This window comes from Luteolibacter pohnpeiensis (genome assembly GCF_016595435.1).
Taxonomy (GTDB): Bacteria; Verrucomicrobiota; Verrucomicrobiia; order Verrucomicrobiales; family Akkermansiaceae; genus Luteolibacter; species Luteolibacter pohnpeiensis.
In genome coordinates, this window is sequence record NZ_JAENIJ010000050.1 from 1 (window position 1) to 16,666 (window position 16,666).

General features: G+C 49.3%; 13 protein-coding genes and 1 pseudogene. 10 read left to right on the forward strand and 4 right to left on the reverse strand.

What is annotated here, in order from left to right:
* From JIN85_RS21495 to JIN85_RS18620, 9 genes and pseudogenes are all read left to right on the forward strand, one after another.
* A pseudogene (locus tag JIN85_RS21495) lies at positions 1-316 on the forward strand (hypothetical protein); the annotation flags it as partial.
* 637 nt (positions 317-953) lie between these two features.
* Positions 954-1,358, forward strand: a complete 405-nt coding sequence (locus tag JIN85_RS18585) for a hypothetical protein (RefSeq protein ID WP_200273631.1) — start codon at positions 954-956, stop codon at positions 1,356-1,358.
* 482 nt (positions 1,359-1,840) lie between these two features.
* On the forward strand, positions 1,841-2,242 hold the full coding sequence (locus tag JIN85_RS18590) for a hypothetical protein (RefSeq protein ID WP_200273633.1): 402 nt from the start codon (positions 1,841-1,843) through the stop codon (positions 2,240-2,242).
* A gap of 1,444 nt (positions 2,243-3,686) precedes the next feature.
* Positions 3,687-4,187, forward strand: a complete 501-nt coding sequence (locus JIN85_RS18595) for a thioredoxin domain-containing protein (protein ID WP_200273635.1) — start codon at positions 3,687-3,689, stop codon at positions 4,185-4,187.
* Between the two features lie 104 nt (positions 4,188-4,291).
* Entirely contained in the window at positions 4,292-4,699 is a 408-nt protein-coding gene (locus JIN85_RS18600) for a hypothetical protein (RefSeq protein WP_200273637.1), read from the forward strand.
* Between the two features lie 1,184 nt (positions 4,700-5,883).
* Positions 5,884-6,372 (forward strand): SMI1/KNR4 family protein, encoded by a 489-nt coding sequence (locus JIN85_RS18605; RefSeq protein ID WP_200273639.1) that lies wholly within the window; start codon positions 5,884-5,886, stop codon positions 6,370-6,372.
* A gap of 794 nt (positions 6,373-7,166) precedes the next feature.
* Complete coding sequence (locus JIN85_RS18610; RefSeq protein WP_200273641.1) at positions 7,167-7,655, forward strand: SRPBCC family protein; 489 nt, start codon at positions 7,167-7,169, stop codon at positions 7,653-7,655.
* Between the two features lie 63 nt (positions 7,656-7,718).
* Positions 7,719-8,309 carry a hypothetical protein gene (locus tag JIN85_RS18615; protein ID WP_200273643.1) on the forward strand — a complete coding sequence of 197 codons (591 nt, stop codon included), beginning with the start codon at positions 7,719-7,721 and terminating at the stop codon, positions 8,307-8,309.
* A gap of 1,280 nt (positions 8,310-9,589) precedes the next feature.
* Complete coding sequence (locus JIN85_RS18620) at positions 9,590-10,066, forward strand: hypothetical protein (RefSeq protein WP_200273645.1); 477 nt, start codon at positions 9,590-9,592, stop codon at positions 10,064-10,066.
* Between the two features lie 155 nt (positions 10,067-10,221).
* Here the strand turns inward: JIN85_RS18620 and JIN85_RS18625 are convergent, their stop codons facing one another.
* From JIN85_RS18625 to JIN85_RS18640, 4 genes are all read right to left on the reverse strand, one after another.
* On the reverse strand, positions 10,222-11,139 hold the full coding sequence (locus JIN85_RS18625) for a DUF979 domain-containing protein (RefSeq protein WP_200273647.1): 918 nt from the start codon (positions 11,137-11,139) through the stop codon (positions 10,222-10,224).
* Entirely contained in the window at positions 11,136-11,807 is a 672-nt protein-coding gene (locus tag JIN85_RS18630) for a 5-oxoproline transporter, DUF969 family subunit (protein ID WP_200273649.1), read from the reverse strand. Before JIN85_RS18630 ends, JIN85_RS18625 begins: the two co-directional genes overlap by 4 nt.
* Before the next feature lie 105 nt (positions 11,808-11,912).
* On the reverse strand, positions 11,913-14,444 hold the full coding sequence (locus JIN85_RS18635) for a tetratricopeptide repeat protein (RefSeq protein ID WP_200273651.1): 2,532 nt from the start codon (positions 14,442-14,444) through the stop codon (positions 11,913-11,915).
* Between the two features lie 28 nt (positions 14,445-14,472).
* Positions 14,473-15,120, reverse strand: coding sequence for a PEP-CTERM sorting domain-containing protein (locus tag JIN85_RS18640; RefSeq protein WP_200273653.1), 648 nt, complete (start codon positions 15,118-15,120; stop codon positions 14,473-14,475).
* Between the two features lie 865 nt (positions 15,121-15,985).
* On the opposite strand from JIN85_RS18640, the gene JIN85_RS18645 reads away from it, so the two are divergent.
* Positions 15,986-16,642, forward strand: coding sequence for a TIGR04222 domain-containing membrane protein (locus tag JIN85_RS18645; RefSeq protein WP_200273655.1), 657 nt, complete (start codon positions 15,986-15,988; stop codon positions 16,640-16,642).
* Positions 16,643-16,666: the final 24 nt, after the last annotated feature.

Consider the following 16,666-nt stretch of genomic DNA (forward strand, 5'->3'; position numbering starts at 1 on the left):
ATTTTGCTTCACTGATTATAGAGGTTTTCGATTTTATATCGCTCCATACATGATTTGGGTTCTCAGGAATTTCAGAACATCCAATTCGATCATTATTGACTTCACAATTTATGCGATAGAGACAGATTGTTACATATTCACAGATAACCATTTCTCACAGGTGTTCACTCTTGAACAAGTTAAGTGCATGCGTGATTTTCTGCTGTTTGCCTGTGAGAATGAAGATTGCTTCGATGCCGGTGTCGCTCACACTAACCTTATTCGGCTATATCAGGCATTTCCAGAAATCCAAAAGGCAGAACAAGCCGATGCATGACAACCCCTGACCCGCTTTGAGTTCGATGATCTCTGGCAGCATAATCCTCGACCCACAGTCGATAGCGCGCCCTCGGTCAGGGGGACATGGCCTTTGACGTTCTGCAAGAAAATGAATATCCCATTGGAGAAACTCGGAAGGATCTCATGGGTGACCTATCTCTTCCTTGCGTTGCCAGTCGTTGTCTTGTGTGAGTGGATTGACGTTTTGATGATTCGTGAGTGGTTTCGTCCTGATCCAGGCCCGCTTGAACTTCCGACGCAGACTCTTGCGGTGAAGGCTGCATCTATGATGGGCACGACATTGATTCCGATCTTCTGGATCTCGGGGTTCGTACTTGGCCATCGGTTCAACAGTCGATGGAGAGCAATCATTCCGTTTTTAGGGAGCCTTCTTCCTGTGGGCTGCATCGCTTTGGTTATATACACGGTAATGCGGTCTGAGCACAACGGCTGGGACTGCGAGTTCCTTTATCTTGCCGGATTGGTTGTAATTTTGAGCTTTGGGCTAATGTGTGTGATCGGACTCGCAATAAAAGATCGGCGGAACAGGTCATGCGAGGTAGCCGGCGATAGCGTCGCTAATTGAATCGGATCTTGATCCGCCGGTGTCTCCACATCTAAGGTTTGAAGGATATATGAACGTCTGGATACAAAAACATAACTTTGAATCAGAAGAGCTTCCGGACTCCGGCCTTGATGCGGCGCTTCACGCATACTCCGCATTCAACTGGCTCATTGAAATCGCAAGTTATCAGACATCCTTACAGGGTAAGAAGGATGGTTGCCCGCCTGGCATAGGTTTTGTTCATCAAAACGGGGATCTTTTACACTTCTGCCCTTTGAGCTCTGAAATAAGTGAAGTTCATTATTATTACTCGTTTCCTTCTAGATTTTTAGGTCTGTTCCCCTATGTTTCGAACCGGGATTTTCATCTAGAAGATTTTCCTCTCTGCCACATGCGCGATGTTTTGCATTCACACTATCGGGGTGACACGGCCCTGACTTTAGATAAGCTGCATAAGTTCGAACAAAACAGTTGAGAAAACCTCGCTACCGCTCGGCGTCTTACTGTGACGTTCGGAAAAAAACACTGCAATGGACATATTCCTTCATTTCGTCTTCCAGCTCGGATACTTGAATTTCAGCTCTCGACTGCTGGTTGGTGTCATATTCCTCGCCATTGGGGGCTCCTGGCTATTGTTCGCCGCATACGATGAAGATGTCTCGTGGGGCCGTTGGATCATGCTTGTCCCCGGTTTGGCCCTATTCTTCTGCGCACAGCACCCACGAAAAGGCATCCCACCCTTACTCATACAATTGATCGGATTGGGATTTCTCCTCTCCGCGTTTTCGTCGCTATGGCCGCGAGCATGAATCCTCTGAGCTTAACAAGCCAAACAAGTCGCAGCACCCAGCCCCTGATCCGATCCGAGTCGAATTATCACCGTGATTTCAACCCTCAACCCAAAGTCAACGCACAGCTTTCATCGGGCGGTAGGTGTGTTATGATGTTCACGAAAAAATGAAACTACGACGATGGAAGCGACCATTGCTCATTGCGAGCTGTCTCGTGGTGCCGATGGCTGGAGCGGTTGCTATTTGGCTCTTGCAGGAGGTTGAGTATGAGCGGATCAGTTCCCCTGATGGAGGATACACCGCAATCGTCACCTACCGGAGGATCGAAGCATTTCGGCCGTCCATTCCCGGCCAATCAGGAGAAAAGGCGGGCTTCATCAGAATTAAGGACATGGCCGAAAGGAACTACGGGAAGATTGGCATTCCAATGGTTTGGATGTCACGCGATCTTGAATGGACCGATCTCGGTGCGAGCCTGAAGCTTATTTGCGAGTGGAACTTTGCGAAACGGGAGTATCGTTTCTGTAATGAATCGCAGACCGAAGAGATGGTGAAGTATGCCAAATGAAACCAACAGCGAACAAGCTCCTGGTGGCAACCGTCGACAACGCGTCAGTTTGAATTCGAGCTATCTCTCAGCCGGTGCCACAGCTATGACGTTCGCCATAAAATGATGCATCTTCGTATTGGTTTACTCATCGCCTTCGTTGCCGCAAGCTTCGGGTGCACTTCGACCGCCGATAAGACCGCTGATTGCTGTGCGAATGATGAGAGGCCTGTCTTCGAGATAAGCTTCTTTCCAGAGTCAATGCACGAGAAGGAACCAATTGTGGACATTTTGGAAGATTCAAGCGGCCCTGCCATTCGGGTAGACTGGGCGCGGGAGCGATATCGGATTGCAGAGACGAGCCGCTATCCTCGTCTAAAGAAGCAGATACTTGCCTCCACTCAATGGGAAAAGCGAGTGCCCAAGTCTGAACTTCTCGGCGTCTTTACAGGTCCTCCGAGAGACATCCTCACCGTATGTGACGGCGACGAGGGGATCTGCCTTCAAGGATCTGATGTCCCACGCAGATGGCGAGATGAACTGATCCAATTAGCGAGAATTGGCAAAGGAACAAAAATCGGAGAACAATCTCGTTAGTTTGCTTAGCTCTGGTCGCTGGCGTTGCCTTTGCGGTATATTGGTATCGAAGTCCGTTTCATTCCAACTGGAAGATCGATTATGAATTTGATCATTCGGGCCTTTGATTTGTTCGGGATGATAGAGTGACTAGAATTATTCCTTCTGATGATGTGTTGGGCATTTGGAACCGTAAAGGGGCAGCGTTGATCAGACTTAAGAATAACCGGCTGGCACTCATTCATCCAGTCGATTGCTCCGAGGAGATTGTCAGCTGCTTGGGCAATGAAATAGTGTCTAACAAAAGCTCCCATCCGGCGGCGATTAGCCCGAAAGTTGACTTTTTATGCTTTCACTCCGCCTCAGATGAGCTAGGATATTCATTTGTAACATGGCACGCTTCATCCGATTTATAGTTCGCACTAACCATCGGAGCAGAACGAGATGTACGGGGGTGGTAGCAAGTCTTCGCATTCTCGGAGAGAAAGGCAGTCTTCCAGAATATCATATTGAATACTCCAAGGAACTTTTTGATCAGCTAAACGAGGGTTTACCATGTCCACCATTCGAAAGTAGCAACTGGAGTTCAGATTGTATCTCGTGGTTCAAGGACACGGAGCCTGCACAGAGGTGGATTTCCGTATTCCGCGATATCATTGCGATCCTTGAGGATTCTGACATCGACGTCGGAACCCTAACCACGGACAAACCAGGTATGATTGTTTACGAAGATGAGTTCCAGGTCGTCGCTCAATCCAGAAAATACTAGGAGAGCAGGCGGCACATCCGACGGCGATTAGCCTCTAGTTGAATTCGGACTTCCCGCAACCGGTGTATCCACTCTAACGTTCTGCTGAAAATGATAGTTCGACTCGCATTTCTGGTCATCATGAGCGGACTTTTTGGCGCGTGTGATCGAGGTCGTAACAATCGTGCCACATCAGACGGCGGCACGGAGTCGATTGCATGGAGTGGGGGCACGCCTTCAGGATGGGAAGACCTGGCGAAGCCGATGGCAGAGTATTCGTCTGCGGAACCCAACCGGCCCAAGATCGTTTCGATTGGTGCTACTTGGTGCACCATGTCATTGTCTCCTTGGCGAACTTTTTCACAACCTGCTGTGCGAAGCGCGCTCTTGGATGCGGGATACAGGTGTCTTGTCGCCGACGTGACGAATGGCCACGAGGTAGCGTCAGCCGAGGTTGAGCGGCTTGGTCTCAATGCGATGCCAGTTGTTGCAACATTTGACCCGACAACCGGCGAGTGGACGGTGAGGCCGCAGTATTTTCGTGAAGAGGATGTTCTGGATTGGGTTCGGGTCCAAAAACTAAGACTGGCAGAAAAAAGCGTGGGTGGGCGATCTGCTACGCCGCTGCGAGTCGGAGATTGAATCGTGATTAGAAACCTTTACCTCAGTTGGACTGGCGCGCCCGGTAGCGGGAGCCATCACTCCGACGTTTGATAGAAAATCCCCACTTCGATCGACGACTCTCAATGTGGCCCTTTCGCAAGAAGCAAGTCCTACCACCGCCTGAAGACTTTATTTCGGGCGATGATCGAGCGGTTTATTCGACGACGTTCGATCAGTGGGAATTTGAGATTGAAGGAATCGAGTTCACCCTGGCGGGGCGCGAATTTGACCGCCGCACTTTCGGGTGGGCGAGAGAGGCGATTACGATGATCAAGCGATTGGAAGCGGAGATCGACAGACATGTTCTCGAAGAACTCGACGGCTGGCCTTGCGATATTGCGACAAGACACCTCTTATCCGTGAGTATGGATGACTATACATCTGAAGGGCACCTTGACCTCGCGTATGTTGGTGATGATTCCTGGGGTGATTTCGGTGTGAATGTCATAGTGGCGGACGGCAAGGTGATCGAATCCTATGGAGGGGACTAAATCGGGATGCACAGGAAGAGAAGCCAAAGCGAACAAGTCGCAGGATCCGGCCGCGACAAGCCGCCTGTTTGATTTCGGAGCTTGAGGGGCGACCGGATGGGCTATAACATTCGGCAAGAAATGAAATGCGTAAAAAGAGAGCAATAGTCGCAATTATCGCCCTAATTCTTTCGATTGCTTGTGGAACAGAAATGTATTCCGCAATGAATATCTGGTTTCGACACGATCCATGTGGAATCTCTCCGGCAGAACTCCATGTGATCAAGCGATACGATCAGTGGATTGGATCTGGTCGATCAAGACACAAGGAGATTATTGTTCTGACCGAATTTGACGCAAAGACGATCTTGATTGCGGGCTCGGTGGACCAAGAGGGATGGATTTTCCCGTCACTTCATACAGATCTTTATCGATCTGAAATTGCAGACATTAATTCGAAGATCGATGTATTTCAGTTCTATCGATTCCATCCAAGTTTCCGATATTTGCTAGGAACCGTTGTATGCGGGATGATCCTAATTTTATCAGTAGCTATTTTCATTTATTGTTTACGTTGCACAACGATTTGACACACCAAGCCGAACAAGCTGAGGGTGGCAGGCGGCGACAACGTCCTTCGCTGAGTCCACGTTTGCTTTCCGTCGCACATATCCTTAATCGTTCTGCAATAAAGATGAGATTGGCCCAATTCATAAAACTCGCATGGAAGCCCTTTTTGCTTACCTCAGCTGGTTACTCTCTTTTCATCGCCATGGTGTTCACCATATTCTTGGAAGGCATGGTAGGGTTGATCCTCTATCCCGCTATATTGATCATTTCGGCACTTTATCTACTCGGGGTGGGCATACCTATTTTGTATGGAGTTTGGCTCTATTCTCAAAAACGACGGAAGCAAAGAAGTCACTCTTACGCGGCCACTGTTGGATTCGGTACCGGAATGTTGGCGTATTTGATACTGAACACGTTCATGAATATTTTAGCCAATCAAGAGCTAATGATTGTTCATGAATTTTGGACTACGCTAGGATGCGCTTCAATCATTGGTGGAGGTTACGGACTGGTTTTGGGAATTCTATTTTCTAGAAACAACGGATTTAAAATGAACGAAGCAGAACCAGTCGGTGGCCACAACTCCGAGAACTGCGCTCCCTCCGCGTGCCCCCACTTTATTGTTCTACCCGTAAATGAAGACCAATCAGAAGCTTGTCGACTTAGTTCGGGCGCAAGGTGGTGACTTGCGTTCTCCGTATAGCGACTCGGAAATCGCACTTGCAGAGGGGCGGCTCGGATTTTCGCTCCCGGAGTCGATGCGCCAATTTTACAAGCTCACGAATGGAGCTTCGATTCATGAGAATATGTGGGAGTTTTTCAGCCTTGATGATTTGGCGATGCATCACATCTATAGGCACAACGCGGTCGCTACGATTCAGTGTCGAGGAGGACGCACCCTGCGATCACAATCGTTGATGATTTTCGCTGATGTCATGATTAATGCCCCAAGTTATTGGTTGTGTGTTGATCCCGATGAGCCTGAGTTTCAGCAGGTGTATTGCGATGGGGATACTCCATGGTGGCGAGCAGCCAACAGTTATGACGAGTTTGTTGCTAAGCTAATGATCAATACTGACGACATCTTCATGGGGCTAGACGAAACGATCAAAGAGGCAGAATAAGGCGCCGCCGCCGTCTGGGGTGCGACGCCATTGCGCTAACGCTGAGCCAGAAACTGGGCCGATTGAATATTCAGAGCGAATGCAAGAATGTCACCGTTGATCACCATCTTTTTGCGCTTGTGGGTGATTGTGGGTTGTTATGTTGCGAACCGTTGACACAAGCACGTGGTCTTTTGAATAAAGAAGCACAACAAAGCGTTGCTCTCAGCACCTGCTCCGCCGTGAGTTCAATTTGCCATGCTTGTTCAACCCTCAACCCACAGTCGATGTGTCGTCCTCGGGCAGGTGTGAAAGGACTTCGATGTTAGACCTGATGCACGCCAGACAGTTACTCACAGCTCTCTGCCTGCTGGTTATGCGATTCACCGAGATGTCATGCCGACCTACGGTGGAAGGAAGGCATACTGAGGCGCAGGCAATCTACCTAAACCAGAGCCTCCTAAAAGAGGCAGTTCCAGTCATTGCGAAGATTTGGGATATCCGTATCGAGTTGAGTCCCAACGTGGCATCGATCAAGATCTATGGGTAGACTATGCACCTTGCCAACAAGTCTCATTACAGGCCGCACGAGACCAGATTCTGAAATTCATTGAGACCCAGCACGGGATCGCTCAACGATGGAGCGAGAAAGGGGACGGCAAATGGATCGAAAGGCAAGACGGCGAACAAGCCGATGCACCTAACCGCTGACCCGTCATGAGTTCAAATGATTTTCGGTATCACCAACTTTAACTCGCAACCGATGCCCGCTCTCGGCTAAGCGTTGCGGGACATCGACGTTACCCTTGAATAGGATGGCAGTGATTATTCTAGAGACGGTTATTGATGCGCCACGTGAACGCGTGTTCGATCTGGCTCGCAGCATCGATGCACATCAGGATACAGCGGCGGCGACCGGGGAGAAGGCGATCGCCGGAGTGGCGACTGGTTTGCTCGGTCTGAATGAGGAAGTCACCTGGCAGGCGAAACACTTCAGCATCGTGCAGCAATTGAGGGTGAAGATGACAGCCTTTGAGCACCCGGTCTACTTTCAGGATAGAATGCTCGAAGGTCCCTTCCACTCGATGCAGCACGATCATTTGTTCGAAGTGCGTGACGGTAAGACCGTGATGCGGGACCGATTCGAGTTTGTGGCTCCACTCGGCCTTCTCGGGCGTTTGGCTGAGCACCTTGTTCTCGTTCGCTACATGCGTCGCTTTATTGAAGGCCGAAATCTAGTATTAAAGCAAATGGTCGAAAGTGAAGTATGGCGGGAGTATCTTCTGGATGAAGAATGTAGCTAACGAATCGCCAGGGAAGAGGCCTGGAAGTCGGCCTGTCTCAGTTTAAATATTCTGTTAGAAAACGTGAAGCTGGTATTACAACAATTTGGCTACTTCAGTCTGGCGTGCTTTATTTCAAGTTCCGTGGGTTATTTTCTGCTGCACTTCGTCATGCCGGACGGCTGGGTTTTTGGAACGCTCTATCGAATGTTTCTCTATCATTGGGAGTATCCCTATCAGTATATTGCCTCGGTTTCTATCGTCTATGGGTTACTGGCGACGCCACTTTCGATTCGCTTTCGCCGAAATCAGAATATGTCTTTTTTGATTTACTCCTTGGGTGTTGCGTTGGTGATTCTTGTTGCCTCGCCAATTGGAGGAATGCTGTGGGTTATTCACGATATGCAAGCTGGCTATTTCACTGAGGGAGCGCGATTCAGGGATGATCTTATGTGGGGAGCTTTGGAGGGGTTGCGGTCAGGTTGGTTGGTGATTCTTCTTTCAATGCCATATAATATTTTTGGTTTGATTGCTGGATATTTTATAACAAATCATGGCTTTAAAAGAGTTGGACTTGATCAGATTCATGTTGTGAAATCTCTACCATCACTTTCTTCATTAGGCGAGACTCTGTCCCTGCATCGAGGTGATAAGCCAGGCGAGCCGAATCGCTGATCTGGTCCAATTTTCAATGTTTATCTGTTCCATTCAACATCGAAGGGGGATGACTTTGTATTAATTAAATAAGAGGTTCTCCGCAGCTCAGCGAGCGTTAGGTCTGATGCTGACAATAGTAAAAAAGTCAAAACAATGAGTCACTCTGTAAGATCGGTGCGAGCTGAAAAGGTATTTGAAGGCTTCTCGGTGGGAGACGCGGTCGGGGAGTCACTTCGCTACCAGTATTACCATTGTCGGGAGCTGTAGGATTTCTCGTCTTTGCGACCTGGCACGTTGCGCTTCACAGGTGATACCGAGATTGCGGTAGGTTTGGTGGAGTGGATGTGGAGGTCATCGCGTGACGCATTCGGTGAGGGCTCATTTGGTAATGTCGCTGCGATGAGATTTATCGTCTGGCTAGTCCTCGATGGGTCCAGAGGTAAGAAATACAAAATTGGATCTCCAACATTAACGAATAAATCATGCCCGTCCAGAAATGCCCTCATTGCTATCGGAATGTGCTTCCAACGAAGGAACGCAAGTGCCCATCATGCCGACAGTTGATCGACAACAGTCCGATGGATGCTAGAGCAGGAAAGGATCTTCTGTGGTTAAGCCGGAATACTCGATTGGCACCAATTTGTGTCCAATGCGGAGTGCCAACCGAGGAGAAGATAAAGTTACAGGAATTCTCGACGACCCGAATGAAGGCATTCTTTAGCTGCCTTTTCCGATTTCGGCCACAGCCGATTCTTGCAGTGATCGCCTTGTTTCGACCTGAGTTGGCGGTCGGTGAAGGATACAGAATGTTGAGGAAGGTTCCTTGTTGCTCACGTTGCCGCAAATCGAATCCAGTTACAATTCATTCAGTAGATCACCACAGTTTTCGAATCGGAATCCTTGTGCAGGAAGAACTCTTGGACCAACTGAAGTAGTAATGGCTGCTACAGAGCAGATCCAGTAAGGAAAAAATCCGATGGAAACTGTGGTAGAGATCTTTCTTTCAACATTCGATAACCAGATGAATAAATGATTTCTTGATGTTTGAGGGTGATAATCTTATTCAGGCAGTAGCCTATTTTTCGACAACTGAAGATCATCCACCACACTTCAAATTACTTCACAATGACGTCAATTGACCATAGAATCAAGTTGATCTCGAACATCACTACCCATAGCTTCTGAATCACTTGCAGTCTGATTGATTGGAACTGTTCAACCTTGTATGCTGCATCTGCACTCGCTAGCGATAGACGTCATTTGATTTTATAAGTACCCTATGTTTAGAGTATAATCCGATGAGTATAAAAGGAGATAGAACAGGCACTGGCCCCTCATTCCCTACGGAAATAGACTTCGATCCGCTCCCTTCCGTTCTTGAGGCTAAGGCTGCATGGTCTCATTTTGGCGGCCTCTCGATTTCAGCTGCACTCGCGCTGTTCCGGGATAATCCGCTGTACTATCAGGAGGACTTCATGTTCATGGGGAGGCGAGCGTTCGTGTATTACTTCCCTGTGCTTGATTTGTATTTGAGGGAGTTTCGTGTGTCCGAAGATGAGGATGAATCTGTGGCAGCGATCATTGGTTCAGGGATTATTGCCCAAATCGAATCATCTTCCGATTCATGTCTAGTTCCAATCCATCCAGCCATTCGCTCATTAGCTGATTTCGTGTGTTCACATACAAAATTTTTAGCCGAAGATCCAGATGAGCAGGCTAGAATTATCAAGCATTGGCGACCTATTTACAGTGCTCTTGAATCGGTCCAGAAGTGATACATCCTATACAGCATATCAAGCTTAGATCATCGATTTGGAGTCGCTGATTCATACTTTATCATTGCGCACAAGTTTACACGACAGGATCAACCGAAATTCCTGCCGAAACGCTGGATCGTGAAAAGAACTTTTGGATGGTTGATCCTTCGTTTTCACTTTGGATAGACGCAAAGTGCCATCACGGTGACGTTGAAAATCCAGATCAGAGCTGCAAACGGAGCCTGAGCTTGGATTACCGCATAATCATTGCGCAATTCCAGCAAACGCGCGGGGACAATATTGAAATTCGCCGCCATAGGCGTGAGCAGCGTGCCACAATAACCGCTCGTCATGCCAAACACACCCATGATCGCCGGATCGCCTCCATGTGCTTTGACTATGAATGGCAGGCCGACCCCGAGTGTCATGATCGGGAATGCGGCAAACGCATTGCCCATCATCACGGTGAAAAGAACCATTCCCCCGCAATACGCGACTACAGCCACCAGTGGGTTTCCGACCGGCAGGGAAATAGACACAATTTTTGCAACTTCTTCTCCCACTCCGGCTTTCGCAAAAATGCCGCCTAGTGCCGCCAGCGCTTGTGGCAAGATCAACGCCCATCCGAGCAATTCCAGCAAACGCCCGCCTTCACTGGCAGCAGCTTTCGGAGAGTCTTTTGTTAGAACCAGCGCCACTGCCATCCCGAGCAAACAGCCGACCCCAAGTGCTAACTGGGAACCGATGAAATAGCCTCCAACGATCGCCACCGCAGGCACCAACAGGATTGGCACCAGCAGTCGGTTTCCCAGTTTCGCGGCACGCGCCGCCTGGGCTTTTACATCGGTTTTAAAAATCGGCGATGCTACTTGACCGGTCGCCGCCAGGACACCCATCGCTAACACCATCCAACCTGTTAGTTCGTTTGGTAATTTATTTCCCGCCCCGGTGGTCACCGCGAGCAATAGCCAGAATGCGGCAGATCCCCACCGTTTCGGATGTCCCTGATTCATCGCGAGGCGCACTGCAACCACCGCGAGAAATGCTCCCATGGCGATGAAAAAATGTTCAAGCGTCAGTCCGGTTTTCATACGCCACCCTTTCTTTTGTCAGCCACCCAGCGGTCCAGCGCTCGATATCGCCACCACCCGACAACAAGCACCCACAAGGCCGTTGGAACACTCCACCGCTTGAGCGCGTCGAGCTCCACCGGCACCCCTGCTGTGTCGAAAAATCCTTTCACTAACAACAAGGCTCCGACCGCGACCAGGATGTCATCCGAAAAGAAATTTCCCACATTCTCCGCTGCCGCACCGTGCGCACGAACTTTCTCGCGGATCTTTTCTGGAGTGTCTGTGGGTAATTTTTCAGCTGCTTCCGCCATCGGCACGATCAATGGCCTTACCATTCCCGCATGACTGCCGAGGCTGATTCCCAATATACTCAATGCACCGCGAAGCGCTTGATAGATCCAAAAAATGTGTCCTGCCGTCGCAGCCTTCGTGCGAACCATCATTGCTGCAACCCGTTCTTGCAACCCGTGCTTTTCCAGCAGACCGATCACCGGGACCATGAGCACGATGGGCAAGGTCAGTCCGCGGTTCTCGACAAAAAATTTGCCGACCATACCCACCACTTCATGGAGAGGAAAACCCGCCAGTATCCCGGTCACCACACCGGCCCCTAGAACGACCGCAAGTGCGTTCCAACGGAACCCGAAGCCGATCGCGATCAGCAGAATACCCAGCAATTTGATCATATCGTCCGCCCTGAAGCGGAATGCGTGCCTTAGTCCACTCGCGTTTAGTCCCGGTCGGCTCGGATGATTTACCCGAGATGGAGTCAGGCATTTCAAATAGCGGATTTAAGTCGAAAAGCGGTGTATCGTCTCCACAATGCTTCCGCCGAACCGCCGCGCTAGCGCGCTCGCGTAAGGCGCCCGGACTGGGCAAGTGGTCATTACGGCGACGTCGCCATGAGGGTGAGCCCTACCGACATTTCCGAAGCGTTCGAACAGTAACCAGCTTGCAATGGGCCAGTGGCCTTTACGCTCTGGGCACGCTCCCATGAACTGGATGATTTGCTGCATTCCGTAGCGGGTAGCAACCAGAACTCCCTCTAACCCATTTGGAGATTCGACTACGCCCGATGCGTCTGGGTCTAACTGATTCTGGAAGTTGGTCAGTCGTGACTCCGGTAGGTATCCGCCACCAACTGACCATTTGCGGATGGTTTCCCAATCTTTATTTTCGATTGCACGGGATTTCCATCCTATCAGCCGATGTGAATTCTTCATTCTTGAGTTCGAATACCGGGATTGCCCTGCACGGACGTCAATACCTGACCACAATTCATCGCAGCCGGTCCATTTATACGAGTGTGGGGCGAGCAGCGTTTCCCATGGCATCCGCCTGGAGGTCAGAATTTCAGTTTGCTTGATGCCGAGGTTGCCAAGCTCTTCTAACAGTTCTTCCAACATGAATCGCGCGGAATCGCTGCCAAGTAGCCTGGGCTGGAAATTTAAGTGAATGGCTGCAGATTGATCAGGCTCAACTTTTTGAATCAGCGCTGCCCCGATGAGTCGGGTTGGGTTTTCCAGTCTCCAGACTCTCTGATGCCATTCATTAGCGGTGGGGGGATGCCTCAAATTTAAAATGAGATTGGCTCGCGCTTCTTCCCCGCATCTGACTTTGGAATAGGTAATTCGCGAAAAATTGTTAGATGAAATAAGATTTGTCCGAATTTCAGTGTTTGATTGCCATGATTTTCTTGGAGCCTGCTGGTTCATTAATAAATCAAACTGGCGTCGCGCAATCGCTTCCTCGGTGGAGTTTTTGGCGATTTTCTCCAAGGAGCATTTAAGTAGATTCCAGGCATCGAGGCACTGTGCGTCGATGCGAATAGAATTCCGCGCAGCGTCCGCAGCTGACTCATAGAGTGAAAACTCAAATTGGCATCTACCTAAAATGAGCCAGGCCAAGGCATTTGGATCTTCACGAATTTGTTGATGGATCAGCTGAATCGCTTCCTGAAGGTTACCCGTGGCGAGGAGAGCTGCTGCCAGATACAGGCGTGTTTCTGGAATTTCGTGCGCTTGGCGAAGAAAGCTTAATGCTTGATCATATTGACCGTTCTCCAGCGCCAGGACTCCAAGGAAGAATTGGCAGGAAGTGGATTCAATTGCGTGGTCATGGATGATCTCACAAGTTGTAATTGCCGCATCGGAATGGCCAATTCGAAATTGGCACCTAGCGAGCCAGTAGGCGATGGCTGCGGATTCTGGAAGAGAGTTATGTGCGGTTTTGAGAAAATTCAAAGCTTCATGCGGAAAACCACTTTCGTAGAGATCAATGCCTAAATACCAAGAGCTAAGGTTGCTTGGCAATTGATGGGGTGATGGAAGCCTCGATGAGTCGGGTGAATCCTGTAAGATCGATTGATGGATTTCAGCCTGACCATCAAACCAATCGTGGATCGGAATACCTTGAAAAGGTTCTGTAGCTTGCACCTCACAAGCATGAAGGATGCTCGGGGTAATATGAACGATCGATGCATCTGGTACGCGTATGCCAGATTTTATCCCTTTTCCCGAAGCTAAAAGCATGCCGGGTGCAGTCAATGCGATCGCGGAGTATGGAGATACGATGAATATGCGAGTGTTTTCAAGCACGTCGCGAAGCAACTGGGATAGGAGTAGGTCGAACAGCTTGAAGAGATTGCTTGAGAGTCCTTGATAGCGCTCTTTTTCTGCAATCGGGACCAATTCTGGAGCGAACAAGTGGTTGCCAAAATCGGTGTGGAAATGTTCGAAAATGGGGAAATGAACCGCTGCAAAATCCCACTTTTCTGTTTCCAGTAGGCTGCAGGCTGTATTGTGAATCGAATAGTGATGGGCGATGCTTCTCGCTAGCCGTCCTGCCTTTGGGTCACGTCCTGCCGACTCGGCTGTTAGTGATGGGCAGAGTAGTCGGATGATGTTTGGATCCAGGGAGTTTTCATCGACTTGCAAATCAGCAAGATCATTTTCTAACTCCGAGAACGTATCATTCGTACCACTCTTTTTGAAAAACTCCTCAGTTATCGATATGCCATGGCGGTGGCATAATGGTTTTGGCCAGCCGATACAAATGGTTTGGTAGTCAGCTTTTGAAAAGTAGTCCCATATCAAGGGAACGTCGGAATTCATGGTTCTGTGCAGGGCACAGTGTCGCCATGGACGATTTCCAGTTAGAACGGTAGCCCATGATATTTCTGGAACAAATGGAGCAAGCCCGTGGCAATCAGATCGAGTGCCACTGGACTCTAGCTTTGATAGAAAAGGTAATCGGGTCTTGGCCCGAATCGTGTCCAGAGTCTTCCAATCAGCACCAGAGAGTCCGATTAGCAGGGTGCGCATGAGCCTCGGGAGCAGCTGGGAAGAAAAATCATGCTGCGATCTTTCCGCGTCGACGCCTCCGTGCTGCGAAGGCAGCGCCGCATCCGCTCAAAAGGGCAGCACTGGTCGGCTCAGGAATGGGAATCACTAATCCGGCACCCGTGTCTTCGTAGGCGTAGCTGAGAAGTGTAATTGCTGAGTCTGTGTCGTCGCCCTGCCAAGACAGCTCCATCCAACCGTAAAGTGTGGTTTCTTCGTCGCTAACAATGGTGAATGCCATGTAGCCTGTGGTTCCCAAGCTCCACCCTAAGCTTCCATCCGTGATCGTTCGGATATTGGCTGTGCTGAACTCAAGTGAGCCATCAACCGTGTCGCCGGGATTTAGCTTTTGTGATAGGCCAGTGTATCCAAGAAGCTGTCCGTTTGGATGTCCAACCTCAAATTTGTTGGTGACAGCTGAGGCAGAGATTCCGATCGGAGTAATCTGGATTTGATAGCCTGAAACATCAGCGACATTCAGTGAAGTTGTCGATGTTAAGACGTTTAGATAAATGGTCTCATCAGTAGAAGCTTGCGCGGTAATTCCAGCTCCTCCGTTCACCTCGCTATAAACGACCGCACCGGAACTGGTTGCTGCGCTAGCGCCAAGGAGAAGGAGACTTTTTGAGGTGGCGGCAAAAGATGATTTTGGTCTCATATCTGATGGGAAAGATTAGAAATTGAGAAAGAAAAAACGACAGTTGATAGATACCTAATTTACTGAAGTGAATTAATGAGGATTGTGATTCAAGCGGGTCCAAATCCTAGAGCACCAATCAGGCCAAAACCTTATGATCAGTGGCCGTTTTTAAAATATAACCATTTGGTATAAGTGTGGTAATATGATTGTGTTTGTTAGCTATGCGGAAATTAGATGAATGGCTTGAGTTTTCATCAAAAGGATTCATCTTCCATTTTAAACCAAAAAACAGGAAGTAATATGTTGGTGTTAGACATTTCTTCTGGACCTGGAGCGTCTAGTTCATGAGAACAAATGCTGTGCTGCTCTTGGATAAAGTTAAAAATTTTGAGATCGACGCGCCCGGAGCTCAGTTCCCGTTCACCAGTCGTCTCGCACGCGAGCAAGGATGGTCACATGCTTATGCGGGCAGAGTGATCACCGAATACAAAAGGTTCATGGCACTAGCGGTCCTGTCAGGGCACCCGGTCAGTCCTTCGGAACCGGTGGATCAGGTATGGCATCTGCATTTGGTTTACACCAAGAGCTACTGGCACGATTTGTGTCGGGATGTGTTGGAGAGGGAGATTCATCATTCGCCCACGGAAGGTGGGGGCGCGGAGAGTCATAAGTTCAAGGATTGGTATGCGGATACCATCTCGAGCTATCGACGAATTTTTGAATCGGAGCCTCCACATGACATTTGGCCATCTCCTGATGTTCGATTCGCTGTCCCAACTATGGGGCGATGGATTGACGCCTCGAAATATCGACCTGTCATCCGGGCTTCGTGGATGTTTCAATTTGTGCGGTTCAAACTTTTCTCATTCTTTAGAAAAAAATCATGATCGAGTCACCGGACTATATGGCGAACATTCCTGTTCTCGACATGAAGGGTGTCGATTTTCTCTGGTTCTACGGTATTTCACTAGTGGGTGCGATCCTTTGGTCCTTTGGACTCAAGGCGCGAATGCGGTCGAAATTTTCATTTCCAGGAGCTGCAGATCAAAATCTAACAGATCCCTATGAGGCTGCATTTCTGGCGGGAGGTGAGGTTCGTTGTAGCCAGGTTGCCATCATGCGACTCTTGGAAATGAATGCCTTGAGAATTTCCGAGCATCCAACGGACAAGGTGTTGTGGGTTACCGGTCAGAATGCGGAAGCCAGCTTGATGAACCCGATGGAATGGGCCTTGTATCAGCGTGTTGAGAAAGCGGGCGATAAAGGATTTGCCGTTTCAGATGCGGTTTCGACCTGCAGGGGCTATGCGAGGCCGATCGAAGCGAGACTGGCGAAATCGGGGCTACGACCGACGAATCAAGAGCGCAAAGGAGTCGGCATATCCAGCGTATTACCTTTGATCATCCTTTCCGTCATCGGCGTGATGAAACTTTTCGTCGGACTCAGCAGGGGGAAGCCGGTTGGGTTTTTAGACCGTTTGCCAAAAATAATTGCCGAAAGATCTCATAAAAAGCTGGTACGACTATTTGAAGCCTATTAGCTTTCCTCATCTGCCGTCCCCGTC

What these genes read in the sequence shown, in the direction of transcription:
- JIN85_RS18585 (WP_200273631.1), top strand. Translation starts at nt 954, where the DNA reads ATGAACGTCTGGATACAAAAACATAACTTTGAATCAGAAGAGCTTCCG.
- JIN85_RS18590 (WP_200273633.1), top strand. Translation starts at nt 1,841, where the DNA reads ATGAAACTACGACGATGGAAGCGACCATTGCTCATTGCGAGCTGTCTC.
- JIN85_RS18595 (WP_200273635.1), top strand. Translation starts at nt 3,687, where the DNA reads ATGAGCGGACTTTTTGGCGCGTGTGATCGAGGTCGTAACAATCGTGCC.
- JIN85_RS18600 (WP_200273637.1), top strand. Translation starts at nt 4,292, where the DNA reads ATGTGGCCCTTTCGCAAGAAGCAAGTCCTACCACCGCCTGAAGACTTT.
- JIN85_RS18605 (WP_200273639.1), top strand. Translation starts at nt 5,884, where the DNA reads ATGAAGACCAATCAGAAGCTTGTCGACTTAGTTCGGGCGCAAGGTGGT.
- JIN85_RS18610 (WP_200273641.1), top strand. Translation starts at nt 7,167, where the DNA reads ATGGCAGTGATTATTCTAGAGACGGTTATTGATGCGCCACGTGAACGC.
- JIN85_RS18620 (WP_200273645.1), top strand. Translation starts at nt 9,590, where the DNA reads ATGAGTATAAAAGGAGATAGAACAGGCACTGGCCCCTCATTCCCTACG.
- JIN85_RS18625 (WP_200273647.1), bottom strand. Translation starts at nt 11,139, where the DNA reads ATGAAAACCGGACTGACGCTTGAACATTTTTTCATCGCCATGGGAGCA.
- JIN85_RS18630 (WP_200273649.1), bottom strand. Translation starts at nt 11,807, where the DNA reads ATGATCAAATTGCTGGGTATTCTGCTGATCGCGATCGGCTTCGGGTTC.
- JIN85_RS18635 (WP_200273651.1), bottom strand. Translation starts at nt 14,444, where the DNA reads ATGCGCACCCTGCTAATCGGACTCTCTGGTGCTGATTGGAAGACTCTG.
- JIN85_RS18640 (WP_200273653.1), bottom strand. Translation starts at nt 15,120, where the DNA reads ATGAGACCAAAATCATCTTTTGCCGCCACCTCAAAAAGTCTCCTTCTC.
- JIN85_RS18645 (WP_200273655.1), top strand. Translation starts at nt 15,986, where the DNA reads ATGATCGAGTCACCGGACTATATGGCGAACATTCCTGTTCTCGACATG.